The sequence below is a fragment of the Mycobacterium sp. genome (assembly GCF_047975165.1).
Taxonomy (GTDB): domain Bacteria; phylum Actinomycetota; class Actinomycetes; order Mycobacteriales; family Mycobacteriaceae; genus Mycobacterium.
In genome coordinates, this window is record NZ_JBKECZ010000026.1 from 1 (window position 1) to 16780 (window position 16780).

Sequence of the window (16780 nt, forward strand, 5' to 3'; positions counted from 1 at the left end):
GCTATGGCCACGATGGGCCTCGCCACATCCGACGAGCTCCCCGCAAACGCGGGGATGATCCCATTTTCGGAGTGTATGCGGCGAAAGGTGGTGGGTGCTCCCCGCAAACGCGGGGATGATCCTTCTGACGCCGCCCTCACCGCGGACACTGCCACCGTGCTCCCCGCAAACGCGGGGATGATCCGGTCTTGACGGATAACAACAGCAGACGATTTCGGTGCTCCCCGCAAACGCGGGGATGATCCGAGCGCCTTGACAAATCCGTATGCGGTTTCGACGTGCTCCCCGCAAACGCGGGGATGATCCGCAACAGGATTTGTCAATGGCCATCGGCAACTGCCCGTTGGTGGCCAATAAGAACTGCCCGGTGGCGGACACGGATCTGCCCATGGTGGGGATGCCCGCTACCGGTTGTTCGTGGGTCGTTGGGTCAGGGCTTTGACCCCCTGTCCTTGCAGTGCCTGTGTCAATCGGACGGAGTTTCCGCTGGTCTGGCACAGGTGGGCGTGGTGCCGCAGTCGGTCGACGGTGGCGGTTGCCAACGTCTTGGGCATCAGTTCGTCGAATCCGCTCGGATGCAGGTTTGATGACATCGCCACCGATTTGCGTTCGTAGGCGGCCTCCACGATTGGGTAGAGGCCTTCGGCGGCGTCGGTGCCCACCGGAAGCAGTCCGACGTCGTCGATGATGACGAGTGCGGCGCGCATGATTATGGTGACAGCCCTGCTCAGCGAGTCGTCGGCGCGGTGGGCGCGCACCAACACCCCTATCTGCTCGAGGGTGAATCAGGCTACCGGCATACTGGCCTCGATGACCTGGTAACCGAGAGCTTCGAGGAAGAACGTCTTACCCGTGCCAGCCGGGCCGCAGACCACCAGGTTTTCGCGGCGGTGCACCCATTCCAGGGTGCGCAGCGCCTGCTGGGCGGGCAGCGGGATCGACGAGGTGTTTTCGTCCCAGGCATCGAAGGTCTTGCCGGTCGGGAATCCAGCGGCCTTGCGGCGCGAGGCCAGCATGGAGCGGGCCCGCCCTTTGGTCTCCTCGATCAGCAGGGCTTTGATCACCTCGCCGGGGTTCCAGCGTTGGCTACGCGCGGTGGCCAGTACCTCAGCGGCGATGAGGCGGGCATGCGGTAGCCGTAGTTGGCGCATCAGTGTCTCCACGTCGGCGGGCAGCGGTGCCGTGCTGGGCAGCGCGTTCACCCCAGCGGCCCATCGCTGGTGGTGATGTTGGTGCCCAACGTGTTCCAGCCGCTGGGTCCCTGGGCCAGGGAGGTGGATTCGGTGGTGCGTCCGCGGGTGGTGTCGATGCCCTTAGCCGCCAGGATCGAGTCGAGATCTTCGGTGGCGACACGGCCATGCACGGCGGCATGTCCCAGTGCCCAGTCGACGTCGCCGCCAGACGCCAATGCGGACAAGGCCACCGCGTGGGCCATCTTCTGGTTGATCCGCTCGGCGCCGGCCGCGGCCGCTTCCTTGAGCCATACCGCAGCGCCGGCCCCGATCGCCAAGAACGCTTGCTCGGCGGCGGTGCGGGCACGCAGGCGGTAGTCCCCGGGCACCTTATCGTGGTGGTCGGGGAAATGCGCGTCGTCGATGGCCGGGTTACCCGGGGTGGTGCGGCGGTGCCGGGCGACTTCGCGGGGGCCACCGTCATCGATTGGCCAAGGCGAAGTAGTACAGGCCCCACGCGCTCACTCGGTGTGAGGTACCAGCTCACGCTTCGCGCTCACCATTGCGTGAGGCGCCTCGGACGTGCTCCCCGCGAGTGCTGCAATGATCCCCAGCGCACAGCACCATCCGGGGAACCGAGCACCGGCAGCTAAACTACGCAGGCGTGGTGTCACACCGGTGTGACACTCATTGTCAATGCCGACAAGTCGCCGCCGTCACGCCATCACCGAAACACCGCCCGTCGAGGCCGCCCTCGATGAACTTCGCCGTGAGATCGGCGCGGATCACGTCGAGCTGAGCGAACTTGTAATTCTCGGCGCCGCTGCGAAGCTCGCCTCGATCCGCGCCGAACGGGACAGCGAGGCAGCGCTTCGTCGCCGACTGGCCGACCGGGTACGAGCGCGCAACCTTCCGGTCGATATCGGCGCCGCGGAACACGCCCGCCAAGCTGGTTGGCTACGCGGGTGAGTGCAGAACTCCTGCTGGACAACTCCGCGTTCGTACGCCTCGCGACGCCCACACTCCCCGACGAGCGTTCCCGCGAAATCGCCGATGCGATCGAACAGCGCCGCGTCGCCGTGTGTCTGCCCTTTCTGCTCGAAGCCGGCTACTGCGTCCGCACCGCTGCCGACCACGATGAACTGCTCCGCGAGCTGCTGGTACTGCCGATGCTGCACATCGACCCCGAGACCGAGGGGCGCGCCGTGGACGCGCAACACCAGCTCGCCCGCGCCGGGCACCACCGGCTTCCGCCGGTTGACTTGATCATTGCCGCGCTGGCCGATCGGCACGGCGTCGGCGTACTGCACTACGACCATGACTACGACACCCTCGCGACGAGGACGGACCTGCGCTTCTCCAGCGTGTGGCTGGCCGGGCGCGGCACACTTTGACCCTTGACACCTTCGTGCGGCACCGGCTTCGCTTCGGCTATGCCGTCTTCTGTCAGCGAGCCACCTTCGCCGAGCGAGCCGCCTACACCGAGCGATCAGACTCCGGAGTTCCAAACCCTGCTGTACACAACTGCCGGCCCGGTGGCCACCATCACGCTGAACCGCCCGGAGCAGCTCAACACCATTGTGCCGCCGATGCCCGACGAGATCGAGGCGGCCGTCGCCCGGGCCGAACGGGACGCGGGGGTCAAGGTGATCGTGCTGCGCGGGGCAGGCCGCGCCTTCTCCGCCGGCTACGACTTCGGCGGTGGCTTCCAGCACTGGGGCGAGGATATGGCGACCGACGGCCGCTGGGATCCGGGCAAGGACTTCGCCATGGTGACCGCGCCCGCGCTGGCGCCCGGCCACAAATTCATGGCGATCTGGCGGGCATCCAAACCGGTGATCGCGCAGGTTCACGGCTGGTGTGTCGGCGGGGCCAGCGACTACGCGTTGTGCGCCGATCTGGTGATCGCCAGCGAGGATGCGGTGATCGGCACCCCGTATGCCCGGATGTGGGGCGCCTATCTGACCGGCATGTGGATGTATCGGCTGAGCCTGGCGAAGGTCAAATGGCATTCGCTGACCGGCCGGCCGCTCAACGGCGTCCAGGCCGCCGAGGTCGAGCTGATCAACGAGGCGGTGCCGTTCGATCGCCTCGAGGCGCGGGTCACCGAGATTGCCGCCGAGCTGGCGCGGATACCGCTGTCGCAGCTGCGGGCGCAGAAGCTGATTGTCAACCAGGCCTACGAGAACATGGGTCTGGCCTCCACCCAGACGCTGGGCGTGATCCTGGACGGACTGATGCGCAACACCCCCGATGCCCTGCAGTTCATCCGTGCCGCCGAGGCTCACGGGGTACATGAGGCGGCGCGGCGCCGGGACGGTCCGTTCGGCGACTACAGCCAGGCCCCGCCGGAGCTACGGCCGAACCCGTCACATGTCATAGTCCCGGATGACCAGGGGTAGTAAGATCGGCTAGGCAAATATTGGCCAAGCTATTCGCGACCACGAAAGTGTTACGGTAATCGATATGTCTCGGGTTAAGAACATCCTGCGCACAGGCGCGGCTTGCCTGGCCTTCGCGGCCACTTTCGGCTTGGTGGCAACCGTCCTCCCGGCGGCTGCCGGCGCCGACTCCACCGAGGACTTTCCCATTCCGCGCAGGCAGATCGCGACAACCTGCGATGCCGAGCAGTATCTGGCCGCCGCGCGCGACACCAGCCCGATCTACTACCAGCGGTACATGATCGACATGCACAATCGGCCGGAGGTAATCCAGCAGTCCGCGATCGACCGTATTCACTGGTTCTACTCGCTGAGCCCCCCGGACCGCAGACAGTACTCCGAGGACACCGCCACCGACATCTACTACGAGCAGGTGGCGACCCACTGGAGCAACTGGGCGAAGATCTTCTTCCACAACAAGGGCGTCGTCGCCAAGGCCACCGATATCTGCACCGGGTATCCCCGAGGTGACATGTCGGTTTGGAATTGGGATGAGTGATAGCCGCTAGCGGGGTGGGTCGGTAACCCGCGCGGCGGGGCGCGCTCCTCACGAAATCCTGCGCCTATGGCCCAACCGTCCCGTTGACCCTGCACTGAGGGCGCCCTCCACTCGCACTTTTGCGCCACCAGCGCAGAGTGAACACGCAGGGGGCTGGGCGGTGATATTGATTCTGCGCTCACGGCGACGCCACGCCGACGAACAGCGCCCTGAATGCAGGATGAATTCAACTACTCCGCCCCGACCCAAGTGTTACCGACCCGCGCTCCTGCCGACGCCGGGTACCGAATTATCGGCAGTACGGGGGGGCTTGCAGCGAACGGGCAACGGTACTAATAATAGAGGTCCGGGTGTTGGTGCATTCGTCTGGTAGCCGTACCAATTGAATGTGACCGGAGTTTCCGGGTGTTGGAGGTGGTCGCATGAGTCAGACTACTGGCAACTGGATTCCCCGCGCGCTCGCCGCCCTGGACTGGCAAACGATCACCTGTCAATCGGAATCCGGCTGCAAGAACCGGGCCGCCTACATCGTTCATCGACACGCGGTGGATCACTGCAACGACCATCATCTCGACCCGTTCGGCAACGTTGTCGAGATCCTGTGCATCGTGTGCCTGTGGCAAGCCGAGGCCGAAGCCCTGGTGCGGGTCGGTCAGCTCAAGCGCTCACCGGATGTTCGCTGTTTGACCTGTGGGGCGCCGGTCTCCGAGCTGCATGACGTCATGCGCGAAGTGGTGGAGATTTAGCTCTGTAGCAGGTCCCGCACCGCAGGTCGCGGCCCGAACGGCCGCAGCATCTGGCTGGCGGGCCGGGTGCGCACCGGGGTCGGCCACCAGAACCAGCGTCCCATCAGCGCCGCGACCGAGGGCATCATGAACGAGCGCACGATCAGCGTGTCGAACAGCAGGCCCAGCGAAATGGTGGTGCCGACCTGCCCCATCACGATCAGCGGACCGAATACGAAGGACGCCATGGTGGCCGCGAACACCAATCCCGCGGACGTCACCACCGCGCCGGTTCCGGCCATCGAGCGGATGATCCCGGTGTTCAATCCGGCGTGGATCTCCTCCTTGAACCGGGACACCAGCAGCAGGTTGTAGTCCGATCCCACCGCCAGCAGCAGGATGACCGACATCGCCAGCACCATCCAGTGCAGCTCGAACCCGATGATGTCCTGCCACACCAGCACCGAGAGCCCGAACGAGGCGCCCAGCGACACCAGCACCGTGCCGACAATGGTGATGGCGGCGACCAGGCTGCGGGTGATGATCAGCATGATGATGAAAATCAGGCTGGCCGCAGATATCCCGGCGATCAGCAGGTCGTATTTGGACCCCTCCGCCATGTCCTTGTACACCGCGGCGGTGCCGGCCAGGTAGATCCCCGCGCCCTCCAGGGGCGTGCCCTTGATGGCTTCCTTTGCCGCGTTCTTGATCGGGCCGACATGCGCGATGCCCTCGGGTGTGGCGGGATCACCCTCGTGGGAAATGATGAAACGAACCGCACGCCCGTCGGGTGACAGGAACATTTTCAGGCCCCGCTTGAAATCGGGGTTGTCGAATACCTCCGGCGGGATGTAGAAGGAATCGTCGTTGCGGGCCGCGTCGAAGGCCTTGCCCATCGCCGTCGAGTTCTGGCTCATCACATCCATCTGGTCGTACAGCGACGACATCGAGCTGTGCATCGTCAGCATCATCGTTTTCATCGTTTTCATCGTTTCGATCTGCGGCGGCAACTGTGCCAGCATCTGCGGCATCAGGACGTCCATCTTGTCCAGCTGGCCGGAGAGTTCGGTGATCTTCTCGCTCAGCTGGTCGACACCGTCCAGCGCATCGAAAATCGAGCGCATGGTGAAGCAGACCGGGACGTCGTAACAATGCCTTTCCCAATAGAAGTAGGAGCGGATCGGCCGGAAGAAATCATCGAAGTTGGCGATCTGGTCCCGCAGTTTGTCGGTGATCTTGACCATCTCGTGCGTCAGCAGATCCATATCGTGGGTGACGGTGACCGTCTGCACCATGATGTCGTACATGTGCTGCATGGTGTCGATCGATTCCTGCATGGCGTCGGCCTGCTTGAGCATGTCGTCCATGCGCTTGTGCATGTAGTCCTGATTTTCGACCTGCGTGGTGTTCTGCATGCTGATCTGAAACGGAATCGAGGTGTGCTCGATCGGGCGTCCCAGCGGCCGCGTTATCGCCTGCACCCGCGCGATTCCCGGTAGGTGGAAGACGCCCTTGGCGATGCGGTCGATCACCAGCATGTCCGCCGGATTGCGCATGTCGTGGTCGGTTTCCACCAGCAGCAATTCCGGATTCATCCGGGCGTTGGAGAAATGGCGCTCGGCGGCGGCGTACCCGACGTTCGCCGGCGACGACGACGGCATGTAGGGGCGGTTGTCGTAGTTCGTCTTGTACCCGGGAAGCGCGAGTAGACCGACCAGCGCGATCCCGATCGCAACGGCCAGGATCGGGCCGGGCCAGCGCACGATGGCCGTTCCCACCCGTCGCCAGCCCCGGACCCGCATCGCCCGCTTGGGATCGAACAGGTGCAGGCGACTGCGACTGCCCACGGCCAGGATGGCCGGCCCCAGGGTCAGTGCGGCCAGCACGGCGACCAGCATGCCCACCGCGCACGGCGCACCCAGTGACTGGAAATACGGCAGCCGGGTGAAGCTCAGACAGAACATTGCGCCGGCGATCGTCAGGCCCGAGCCCAGCACCACGTGGGCGGTCCCGTGGAACATGGTGTAGAACGCCGTTCCCCGGTCCTCGCCCACCGAGCGGGCCTCTTGATAGCGGCCGATGACGAAGATCGCGTAGTCGGTGCCGGCCGCGATGGCCATCAGTACCAGCAGATTCACCGCGAAGGTCGACAGTCCGATGACGTTGTTGTAGGCCAGCAGCGAGACGACCTGGCGGGCGGCGGTCAGCTCCAGCAGAACCATGAGCAGCGTGATGAACACCGTGACCAGCGAGCGGTAGACGAACAGCAGCATCACGATGATCACGACGAAGGTGATGAGGGTGACCTTGGCGACGCCCTTCTCCCCGGCCTCCGACTGGTCGGCCGTCAGTGCCGCCGCGCCGGTGACGTACACGTCGAGTCCCGGCGGCTTGGTGGTGCCGTCTACCAGCTTGCGGACCGCCTCGACCGATTCGTTGGCCTTGGTCTCGCCCTGATTGCCGACCAGGTAGACCTGCACGTAGGCGGCCTTGCCGTCGTTGCTCTGCGCACCGGCCGCGGTCAGCGGATCTCCCCAGAAGTCCTGGATGTGCTCGACGTGCGCACGGTCGGCTTCGAGCTTTTTCAACAGCGAGTTGTAGAAGTGGTGGTCGTCGTCGTCGAGCGGTTTGTTCCTGTCCTCCAGGGCGATCATGACCGCGCTGTCGGTGTCGAATTCTTCGAAGACCTTGCCGACGCGCTTCATCGCCTGCATCGACGGCGCCTCTTTCGGGCTCATCGACACCGTGTGTTCCTTGCCGACGATGTCCAGCGATGGCACGAACACGCTGAGGGTGACGGCCAGGCCGACCCAGGCCAGGATGATCAGCGGGGCGAGCTTGTACACCGCGTGCGCGAAAACCGGCCTCGGCCCTCGATCGGCGGCCGGATCGGCAGCCGGCTGGGGGGCCGGAATCCAGCCGGGGCCGCGCGTCTGCCCGGTGGTCATGCGGACTTTACGATGCAGAAGGTTTGCGCGCTCACCCCGGCGACCGTCCTCTCGGCTTTGACCTCGTCATTGACGATGATCCGGCAGCCGACCAGGTCGGTATCGACCTGCGCGATCACGTTGACACTCACCGACGGCAGGGTGGTGGTGACCGACAGGGTCCACGGCAACCGCACGCGGCTGGCCTTCTGGGGTTGGGCGTTGATGTCGAGGTAGTTGATGTTGGCGATACTGCCCGGTGCGCCCCACACCTCGTAGACCACCTTTTTCGGGTTGAACGGCTTGATCTCGTCGAGACCGGAGCCGGTGACCGCACCGTTGCCGTGCCCGCCGAAGAAGGACCGGAGCCGGATCACCGAAAAGCCGGCTACCACGACCACCACCGCGACGACCAACGCGATCCACGTTCGCTTCAACACGCCGGCTACTGAGGGCTTTGTCATCCGATCACCTTCCGCCGTACCGGAATTCGATTCGTTCGTCTTGTCGGAACTTCACCGTGGCTCCGCGTTCAGGCCGATGCATGTCGCCGTCAGCACGCGGGTGAGCGCGGAGGCGAAGTCGATGTTCCATTCCGGCGGCAGCGCCTCGGGCTCTTCGGCGTAGACGTCGGAGATCCGCTCCGGGGGATTGGCGATCTGCCAGAACGCGGAGGCCATCGAGTAGGCGGCGATCACGATGTCGAAGGCGCCGGACCGTCCGAGCGCGGGCAGAGCCGCTTCGATGGCGTCCGCGAGGGCGACGGCGGCCGCCGCGCTGGTCCGCCTGATCTCGATGACGCGCTCGATCTGCACCTCATGTTCCAGATGCAGGTGCAGGTTGGCCAACAGGTCGCAGAACAGCGGGTCGGCGGCCAGGCCGGCGGCCAAGGTCGCGGCCACCCGCTCCGGGGTGGTCGATTCCGCTTCGCGCAACTCCCGGCATACCCGGTCCGACCAGCGGACCCAGCCTTCGGCGGCCAGCTGCAGCAGCACTTCCTTGTGCGAGGTGAAGTACCTGCGCACCGCGGAGTAGTGGATTCCGGCTCGATTGGCGACGGCGGTCAGTGTCACCGACGCCACGCCAGTTTCCAGGGCCAGCGACCGGGCGGCTTCCACGAGTGCCGCCGCACGCTGACGCTTGTTCTCCTCGGTGCGGGCGCGGCGAAAAGCGAGTTGCGCCACGGGTCAGAGCGTAACGCACACAATGTGATTAGCGTAGGCCGGAACGTCCGGCCGGTGTGGCGGAGCGACCACGCAAAACTCCTGTTACGCACGGGATATGCGTTAGAATCCGGTGCGCGCGAGAAGGTAATCTGCGGACCGGACGACGAATTCCGACCAGCAAAGGGGTGTGGCGATTTTCAAGCTGCTGTCCCGTGTGTGGATTCCCCTGGTCGTCCTGGTCGTCGTCGTCGTCGGCGGATTCACCGTGTACCGGGTGCACGGCTACTTCGGCTCGGGAAAGCGGGAGTCCTATTCCGACAGCAATCTGGAGAACCCCGACCCGTTCAACCCCAAGCGGATCACCTACGAGGTGTTCGGGCCGCCCGGCACCATTGCCGACATCAGCTACTTCGACGTCAACGCCGACCCGCACTGGGTCGAAGACGCCCGGCTGCCCTGGACGCTGCGCATCAGCACCACCAATGCGGCAGTAGTGGGAAACCTTGTGGCACAGGGAGATAGCGACAGCATCGGCTGCCGCATCCTGGTCGACGACGAAATCAAGGCGGAGCGCGTCTCCAACCAGACCCATGCCTTCACCTTCTGTCTGGTGAAGTCGGCGTGAAGCCACCGCCTGCCGGCGCCCCCCGCCTGCTGATCCCGAGGCTGATCCACGCCCTCGCGGTGCCGATCATCCTGTTCTGGCTGGCAGCGGTGGTCTTGATCAGCATGTTCGTTCCGTCACTGGAAGTCGTCGGGCAGAATCAGTCGGTTTCGCTGAGTCCCAAGGATGCCCCGTCGTTCGTGGCGATGCGCGAAATCGGCAGGGCATTCGACGAGGGGGACACCGACAGCTTCGGCATGGTCGTCCTGGAAAGCGACACACCGCTGGGCGATGACGCCCACCGGTACTACGACGAGGTGATTCGCCGGCTGCGAGCCGACACCACGCACGTGCTGAGCGTCCAGGATTTCTGGGGGGACCCGCTCACCGCCCCCGGCGTGCAGAGCCGCGACGCCAAAGCCGTCACCGTCCAGCTGAACCTCGCCGGCAATCAGGGCGAACCGCTGGCCAACGAATCCGTCGACGCCGTCCGCGACATCATCGACGGGGTCGAACCGCCGCCCGGGCTCAAGGCCTATGTCACCGGGGCGTCGGCACTTGCCGCGGACATGCACAAGACCGGCGACAAATCGATGGCGAAAGTCACCATCACCACCTTCGTGGTGATCCTGACCATGCTGCTGTTCGTCTACCGGTCGATCCTGACGGTGATCCTGCTGCTGCTCACCGTCGGCATCGAACTGAGCATCGCCCGCGGGGCCGTCGCCCTGCTCGGGCACACCGGGCTCATCGGGTTGTCCACCTTTGCGGTCAGCCTGCTCACCTCGCTGGCGATCGCGGCCGGCACCGACTACGGAATCTTCATCATCGGCCGCTACCAGGAGGCCCGCCAGGCGGGCGAGGACCGGGAATCGGCCTTTTACACCATGTACCACGGCACGGCCCACGTCATCCTGGGATCCGGCTTGACGATCGCCGGCGCCACCTTCTGCCTCGGCTTCGCCCGGATGCCCTACTTCCAGACCCTGGGCGTCCCGTGCGCGGTGGGCATGCTCCTGGCGGTGGTGGTGGCGCTCACGCTGGGCCCGGCGGTTCTGGTCGTCGGCAGCCGCTTCGGAGTGTTCGACCCCAAGCGGGTGCTCTCGGTGCGCGGATGGCGCCGGATCGGCACCGCCGTGGTGCGCTGGCCGCTACCCATCCTGGTCGTCGCCTCCGCGATCGCGGTGATCGGGCTGATCACCCTGCCCGGATACAAACCGAGTTACGACGACCGGGCGTACCTGCCCAGCTTCGTCCCCGCCAACCAGGGTTTCCTGGTCGCCGATCGGCACTTCTCCCAGGCCCGGATGAAGCCGGAGCTGCTGATGATCGAATCCGATCACGACCTGCGCAATCCGGCGGACTTCCTGGTGCTGGACAGGCTGGCCAAGGGCATCTTCGCTGTTCCCGGGATCTCGCGGGTCCAGGCGATCACCCGCCCCGATGGAACGCCGATGGACCACACGTCGATTCCGTTTCAGATGAGTATGCAGAACGCCGGCCAGCTGCAGTTCATGAAGTTCCAGCGGGACCGCATGGATGACCTGTTGAAGCAGGCCGACGAGATGACCAAGACCATCGGCCTCATGCAGCAGATGTACGCCCTGATGAGCAAACTCGTCGGGGTCACTCACAAGATGGTCGGCGACACCGAGGAAATGCAGGCGATCACCAATGAGCTGCGGGACAAGATCGCCAACTTCGATGATTTCATCCGGCCCATTCGCTCGTATTTCTACTGGGAGAAGCACTGTTTCGACGTTCCGGTCTGCTGGACGATCCGGTCGCTGTTCGATGCGATGGACGGCATCGATGAGTTGGACGAGAAGCTGACCGCCATGATCGGCGACATCAAGGAGATGGACCGCCTGATGCCGCAGATGATCGCCACCTTCCCGCCGATGATCGAGACCATGGTGAGCATGCGCACCATGATTCTGACCATGCACAGCACCATGTCCGGGATCTTCGATCAGATGGACGAAATGGGTGACGACGCAACCGCTATGGGCCACGCGTTCGATGCCGCCAAGAACGACGATTCGTTCTATCTGCCGCCCGAGGTGTTCAAGAACGCGGACTTCAAGCGTGCCATGAAGAACTTCCTGTCCGCCGACGGCCGCAAAGCCCGATTCATCATCCTGCACCGCGGAGATCCGGCATCGCCGGAGGGCATCGCCAGGATCGACAAGATTCAGACAGCCGCCGAGGAATCGCTCAAGGGGACCCCGCTGGAGGACGCCAAGATCTACCTCGCCGGAACCGGAGCCGTCTTCAAGGACATCTCCGAGGGATCGATGTGGGACCTGGTGATAGCGGGCATCTCCTCGCTCTGCCTGATCTTCATCATCATGCTCATCATCACCCGCGCATTCGTGGCCGCGTCGGTGATCGTCGGCACCGTCGCGGTGTCCCTGGGTGCGTCCTTCGGCCTGGCAGTGCTGGCCTGGCAGCATATTTTCGGGATACCGCTGCACTGGCTGGTGCTGCCGATGTCGGTCATCGTGCTGCTGGCCGTGGGGTCCGACTACAACCTGCTGCTGGTCTCCCGGTTCAAGCAGGAGATCTACGCCGGCCTCAACACCGGTATCATCCGGTCGATGGGCGGCACCGGAAAAGTCGTCACCAACGCCGGGCTGGTGTTCGCATTCACCATGGCATCGATGATCATCGGCGACGCCCGGATGATCGGACAGGTCGGAACGACGATCGGCCTCGGCCTGCTCTTCGACACCCTGATCGTGCGAGCCTTCATGACACCGTCGATAGCCGCACTGCTCGGCCGCTGGTTCTGGTGGCCGATCCGAGTCCGGTCGCGTCCGGCCCGCAATCCCGCACCGGGGCGCGCCGAGGCGGCCTCCGGTGTGACATGAGCTACGACCTGCTGCTGCGCAACGGGACCATCGTGGACGGTCGGGGGGGCGAGCCGTACGTGGGCGACGTCGCGGTGCGCGACGGCGTGATCCAGGCGGTGGGTGCGCTCAACGGCGCCGGCGCGGCCCGGGAAATCGATGCGGCCGGGCTGCTGGTCACACCCGGTTTCGTCGATCTGCACACCCACTACGACGGCCAGGCCATCTGGTCGGACCGGCTGACACCGTCCTCGGCGCACGGCGTGACCACCGCGGTGATGGGCAACTGCGGGGTCGGCTTCGCACCCTGCCGTCAGGACGATCACGAGGTGCTCGTCGACGTGATGGCCGGCGTGGAGGACATTCCCGGCGTCGTCATGACCGACGGCCTGCCGTGGACCTGGGAAACGTTTCCCGAATATCTGGACGCGCTGGAAGCCGGACGGCGCGACATCGATGTGGCCGTCTATCTGCCGCACTCGCCCCTGCGGGTGTATGCGATGGGCCGGCGCGGCGCCGACCGGGAACCCGCCACGGCCGACGATCTGGCGACGATGCGGGCGCTGGCCAAAGAAGCCGTCGAGGCCGGTGCGCTCGGATTCGCATCATCTCGGCTGATGATCCACAAGACCCAGAGCGGTGCCCAGATTCCCAGCTATCGGGCTGCCCGCGAGGAGATCGAGGAAATCGCCCGCGGTGTCGTCGACGGCGGGGGAGGGCTGCTGCAGTTCGTGCCGGACATCCCGGCCGGGGGTTATCAGCAGGTATTGCAGACGGTGTTCGACGTCGCCGCGGACGTCGGGCTGCCGCTCACCTTCACGCTGGTGGTCGCCAACATGGGTGACCCGACGTGGCCGGAGGCGGTGGCCATGATCGAGCAGGCAAATACCGGCGCCGACGGCGATATCCGGGTCAGCGCCCAGCTGCTGCCGCGCCCGATCGGGTTGATCATCGGCCTGCAACTGTCGGCCCATCCGTTCGTGCTGTACCCGAGCTACCGCGAGATCGCCGACCTGCCGCTGGGCGAGCGGGTCGCCGAGATGCGCAAGCCGCGGGTCCGCGCCCGCATCCTGGCCGACCAGCCCGGCGCCGGGCACCCGATCCTCTACGCGGCCCAGATGTGGGACTGGATCTTTCCGCTGGCCGACGATCCCGATTACGAACCGGATCCGTCCGACAGCATCGGGGCGCGCGCGCGGGCTCGGGGAGTGGACCCGAAAGAAGAGGCCTACGATCGGCTGCTCGACGACGACGGCCGGGCGATATTGCTGGTCGCGACCAGCAATCTGGAGAACAACTCGCTGGCTACCGTCGGCGACCTGCTGCGCCGGGACGACGTGGTACTCGGGCTCGGCGACGGCGGCGCGCACTACGGCATGATCTGCGACGCCAGCTATTCGACCTATTTCCTGACGCACTGGGCCCGGGACCGGGCGTCAGGCCGGTTCACGGTGGCCCAGGCCGTCCGCGAACTGACCTCGGTGCCCGCCGGTATCGTGGGGCTGGCCGACCGCGGGCGGATCGCCGTGGGATACAAGGCCGACCTCAACGTCATAGATCACGCCGGCCTGCGGTTACACAAGCCGTTCATCACCTACGATCTACCCGCGGGCGGGCGGCGGCTTGACCAGACCGCCGAGGGCTACGTCGCGACCGTGGTCTCCGGAGAGGTGATCGCCGAGCACGGTGTGCCCACGTCCGCCCGGCCGGGAAAGCTGATCCGCGGCCGCCAGGCGGCACCAATCCGGGTCTGACAGGGAGGTTGTCACAGGTCACATTGGCCTGGCGGGTCGCTGGTCACCGTCGTATCCGGTCCGGCAGAAGGTGCGACTCGCTGAGATTGCCATCACCAGTCTTGCCGAACCGCCCACGCCGATGCCGCCCAGCAGGTAGTTTGGCCTGGTGACAAGCCCGCATTTCGCGTGGTTGCCGCCAGAAATTAACTCGGCACTAATGTTTGCCGGTCCCGGTGCGGGACCGCTAGTTGCTGCTGCCACCGCATGGGGCGGCCTAGCCGAGGAATTGGCGTCGTCGGTGGCATCGTTCACCTCTGTCACTCAAGAACTGACCACCTCGAACTGGCTGGGGCCTTCGGCTGTCGCGATGATGTCCGTGGCGACGCAGTACATGTCGTGGCTCAGCGCGGCGGCGGCCCAGGCCGACCTGGCAGCGTCCCAGGCCGCTGCGACGGCGTCGGTATTCGAGGCCGCGCGGGCCGCCACCGTGCTCCCCGCGGTGGTGGAGGCCAACCGCGGCCTGGTGCAGATGCTGGCGTCCACCAACTTGTTCGGCATGAACTGGCCGGCCATCATGGACACCGAATCCGCCTACGAGCAGATGTGGGCGCTGGATGTGGCCGCAATGGCGAATTACCACCTCGGAGCATCCGAAGCGGCCGCCCAGCTCGAACCCTGGCAGGAAGTGCTGCGCAATCTCGGAATCGATATCGGCGAAAACGGCCAGCTCAACCTTGGTTTCAACAACACCGGCACCGGTAACTTCGGCAATGAGAACGTCGGTAGCTACAACACCGGTTCGGGTAATACCGGTAGCGGCAACGTCGGTTCGGGTAATACCGGTAGCGGCAACGTCGGCACCGGCAATACCGGCAACAGTAACGTCGGCTTCGGCAACGTCGGCAGCGGTAACTTCGGCTTCGCCAACGCCGGCAACAATTCGTTCGGGTTCGGGCTGACCGGCGACCACCAGCTCGGCTTCGGCGGCTTCGAGTCGAGTAGTGCCGCCGACGGAGGCGCTGCCGCCAGCGCCGCGGCCAGCCACCCCGGCATTTTCAGCTCCGGCACCGGCAGCGTCGGCCTCGGAAGCTCCTTCTCGGCGGACACCGGCCTCGGCCTTCCGGCTGGCGCCGATCTGGCCAGCGCGCCGACCCCGTGGGGAGCGGTGCCGGTCGACAGCGCCCTGACCGCCGATATGGCGCCGGCGCTGATCACTACCACCCACTACACCGCCGGCGGCCTGGGAGCAGCCGCACTGAATTCGGGCCTGCTCAACTCGGCGGTTACCGGTACCGGAGGACTCAGTCCCGCTCTGACCAGCACGTTGAGCGCCGCGCCCCTGGTCGCCCCCGCGGCTTCGGTCGCCATCGACTCCAGTGCCCCGAGTCCCATCACTGCCAACCCGACCAGCAGCGCGGCTGCCAACGCCGGATTGCGGACGACCGCCAGCGGCGCCCCGACCGGCTTCTACGAGTCGAACGGCAGCGCCGAGACCGGCGTGCGGGCCCCGCTGGGGCGTGAACCGGGCCTGGGCAACCCGAGCGTGCCGGGTGCGGACTCCCCGGGTTCGAACGTCTACCCGCTGGGCGAGGACGATACCGGTAATCAGAGCCGGATCATCCAGTTCCCGATCAAGCCGGAGTAGCACAGGGCTATCCTCGACTCGTGGCTGCCGAGACCGCGAAAAGAGTGGATTTCCCTCGGCTGGCTGCCACGCTGGCGGACTACCGTTGCGCGTACCTGATCACCGTCGACGACGACTACCGGGCGCACACCGTGACTGTCGAGCCGATGCTGCGAGGGGAGGTCTTCCACCTTGGGCTGATCGGTGGCCGGACCCGCAGGAACCTACGCCGGCGACGCGACGTGACCCTGCTGTGGCCGCCGTCCGAACCGGGCGGCTACTCGCTGATCGTCGACGGCCACGTGGAGTTCCCCGACGTGGGCGGAGCCGCCTCCGGCGACGGTGCCGGTGATGCGGACGACGGCGACGCGGACGAGAACGTGGCTGCCGAAGTCGTCGCAACCCGTGCGGTGCTGCACCGCAACGCCGACGCCCCGATGCCGGGCAAAGGATGTGTGCACGACTGCATGGTGCTCGGCGTCGCCGGCGATTGAGCGGCATTCCCGGACTCCGGGGTACCCGCGATGTGTTCGCGAGACACGAAAAACCCCGGCCCGCTGTATGCGAGCCGGGGTTTTCCAGAGGTACCCGGACCGGAACTAGAAGTCCATACCGCCCATGCCGCCGGTCGGGTCGGCTGCGGGAGCGGCCGCCTTCTCCGGCTTGTCGGCAACGACGGCCTCGGTGGTCAGGAACAGCCCCGCGATCGACGCTGCGTTCTGCAGCGCCGAACGGGTCACCTTGACCGGGTCGGCGACGCCGGCCTTGAGCAGGTCCTCGTACTCACCGGTCGCGGCGTTGAGGCCGGTGCCGGCGGCGGCATTGCGGACCTTCTCGGCCACCACGCCGGGCTCCAGCCCGGAGTTGAAGGCGATCTGCTTCAACGGGGCTTCCAGCGCCACCTTGACGATGTTCGCGCCGGTCGCCTCGTCGCCGGAGAGCTTCAGCTTCTCCAGGGAGGGAACCGACTGCAGCAGGGCCACGCCACCACCGGCGACGATGCCCTCCTCGACGGCCGCCTTCGCGTTGCGCAC

Annotated in this window: 14 protein-coding genes, 2 pseudogenes and 1 CRISPR repeat array; of the genes and pseudogenes, 9 read left to right on the top strand and 7 right to left on the bottom strand. The window is 65.6% G+C overall.

The genetic code is table 11. The annotated features are described in order from the left end of the window. Positions 1-33: 33 nt before the first annotated feature. Positions 34-307: a CRISPR direct-repeat array (repeat unit 29 nt; unit sequence GTGCTCCCCGCAAACGCGGGGATGATCCG). A gap of 97 nt (positions 308-404) precedes the next feature. The 3 genes and pseudogenes from ACK5M9_RS01935 to ACK5M9_RS01945 all read right to left on the bottom strand — a co-directional run bounded on the left by ACK5M9_RS01935 (position 405) and on the right by ACK5M9_RS01945 (position 2120). Beyond that, positions 405-1151, bottom strand: a pseudogene (locus ACK5M9_RS01935) (ATP-binding protein). 47 nt (positions 1152-1198) lie between these two features. Beyond that, positions 1199-1648: pseudogene (locus ACK5M9_RS01940) on the bottom strand (IS21 family transposase); the annotation flags it as partial. 217 nt (positions 1649-1865) lie between these two features. Continuing rightward, on the bottom strand, positions 1866-2120 hold the full coding sequence (locus ACK5M9_RS01945) for a hypothetical protein (RefSeq protein ID WP_416891524.1): 255 nt from the start codon (positions 2118-2120) through the stop codon (positions 1866-1868). Positions 2121-2137: 17 nt separating this feature from the next. Here ACK5M9_RS01945 and ACK5M9_RS01950 point away from each other — a divergent pair, with 17 nt between their 5' ends. The 4 genes from ACK5M9_RS01950 (at position 2138) to ACK5M9_RS01965 (ending at position 4858) form a co-directional block, all read left to right on the top strand. Next, entirely contained in the window at positions 2138-2566 is a 429-nt protein-coding gene (locus ACK5M9_RS01950) for a PIN domain-containing protein (RefSeq protein WP_416891525.1), read from the top strand. 39 nt (positions 2567-2605) lie between these two features. Further along, complete coding sequence (locus ACK5M9_RS01955) at positions 2606-3574, top strand: crotonase/enoyl-CoA hydratase family protein (protein WP_416891526.1); 969 nt, start codon at positions 2606-2608, stop codon at positions 3572-3574. A 64-nt stretch (positions 3575-3638) separates the two neighbouring features. Then, the gene (locus tag ACK5M9_RS01960) at positions 3639-4112 is read left to right on the top strand and encodes a DUF5078 domain-containing protein (protein ID WP_416891527.1); all 474 of its coding nucleotides are present in this window, start codon (positions 3639-3641) and stop codon (positions 4110-4112) included. Between the two features lie 422 nt (positions 4113-4534). Then, the gene (locus ACK5M9_RS01965) at positions 4535-4858 is read left to right on the top strand and encodes a hypothetical protein (protein WP_416891528.1); all 324 of its coding nucleotides are present in this window, start codon (positions 4535-4537) and stop codon (positions 4856-4858) included. Here the strand turns inward: ACK5M9_RS01965 and ACK5M9_RS01970 are convergent. Genes ACK5M9_RS01970 through ACK5M9_RS01980 form a run of 3 tightly spaced genes read right to left on the bottom strand, consistent with a single transcriptional unit; the run spans position 4855 to position 8948 of the window. Next, entirely contained in the window at positions 4855-7785 is a 2931-nt protein-coding gene (locus ACK5M9_RS01970; protein WP_416891529.1) for an RND family transporter, read from the bottom strand. The genes ACK5M9_RS01965 and ACK5M9_RS01970 overlap by 4 nt on opposite strands. Continuing rightward, positions 7782-8228 (bottom strand): MmpS family transport accessory protein, encoded by a 447-nt coding sequence (locus ACK5M9_RS01975; protein ID WP_416891530.1) that lies wholly within the window; start codon positions 8226-8228, stop codon positions 7782-7784. Before ACK5M9_RS01975 ends, ACK5M9_RS01970 begins: the two co-directional genes overlap by 4 nt. A 51-nt stretch (positions 8229-8279) precedes the next feature. Further along, complete coding sequence (locus ACK5M9_RS01980) at positions 8280-8948, bottom strand: TetR family transcriptional regulator (RefSeq protein WP_416891531.1); 669 nt, start codon at positions 8946-8948, stop codon at positions 8280-8282. Positions 8949-9132: 184 nt separating this feature from the next. Here ACK5M9_RS01980 and ACK5M9_RS01985 point away from each other — a divergent pair, with 184 nt between their 5' ends. The 5 genes from ACK5M9_RS01985 (at position 9133) to ACK5M9_RS02005 (ending at position 16240) form a co-directional block, all read left to right on the top strand. Beyond that, the gene (locus tag ACK5M9_RS01985) at positions 9133-9555 is read left to right on the top strand and encodes an MmpS family protein (protein ID WP_416891537.1); all 423 of its coding nucleotides are present in this window, start codon (positions 9133-9135) and stop codon (positions 9553-9555) included. After that, the gene (locus ACK5M9_RS01990) at positions 9552-12407 is read left to right on the top strand and encodes an RND family transporter (protein WP_416891532.1); all 2856 of its coding nucleotides are present in this window, start codon (positions 9552-9554) and stop codon (positions 12405-12407) included. Before ACK5M9_RS01985 ends, ACK5M9_RS01990 begins: the two co-directional genes overlap by 4 nt. After that, positions 12404-14140 carry an N-acyl-D-amino-acid deacylase family protein gene (locus ACK5M9_RS01995; protein ID WP_416891533.1) on the top strand — a complete coding sequence of 579 codons (1737 nt, stop codon included), beginning with the start codon at positions 12404-12406 and terminating at the stop codon, positions 14138-14140. Before ACK5M9_RS01990 ends, ACK5M9_RS01995 begins: the two co-directional genes overlap by 4 nt. A 148-nt stretch (positions 14141-14288) precedes the next feature. Then, on the top strand, positions 14289-15767 hold the full coding sequence (locus ACK5M9_RS02000; protein ID WP_416891534.1) for a PPE family protein: 1479 nt from the start codon (positions 14289-14291) through the stop codon (positions 15765-15767). Between the two features lie 20 nt (positions 15768-15787). Further along, positions 15788-16240, top strand: a complete 453-nt coding sequence (locus tag ACK5M9_RS02005; RefSeq protein ID WP_416891535.1) for a pyridoxamine 5'-phosphate oxidase family protein — start codon at positions 15788-15790, stop codon at positions 16238-16240. Between the two features lie 105 nt (positions 16241-16345). Here the strand turns inward: ACK5M9_RS02005 and ACK5M9_RS02010 are convergent. Beyond that, positions 16346-16780 (bottom strand): TCP-1/cpn60 chaperonin family protein (locus tag ACK5M9_RS02010; protein ID WP_416891536.1); only part of this gene is annotated, 435 nt, incomplete at its 5' end.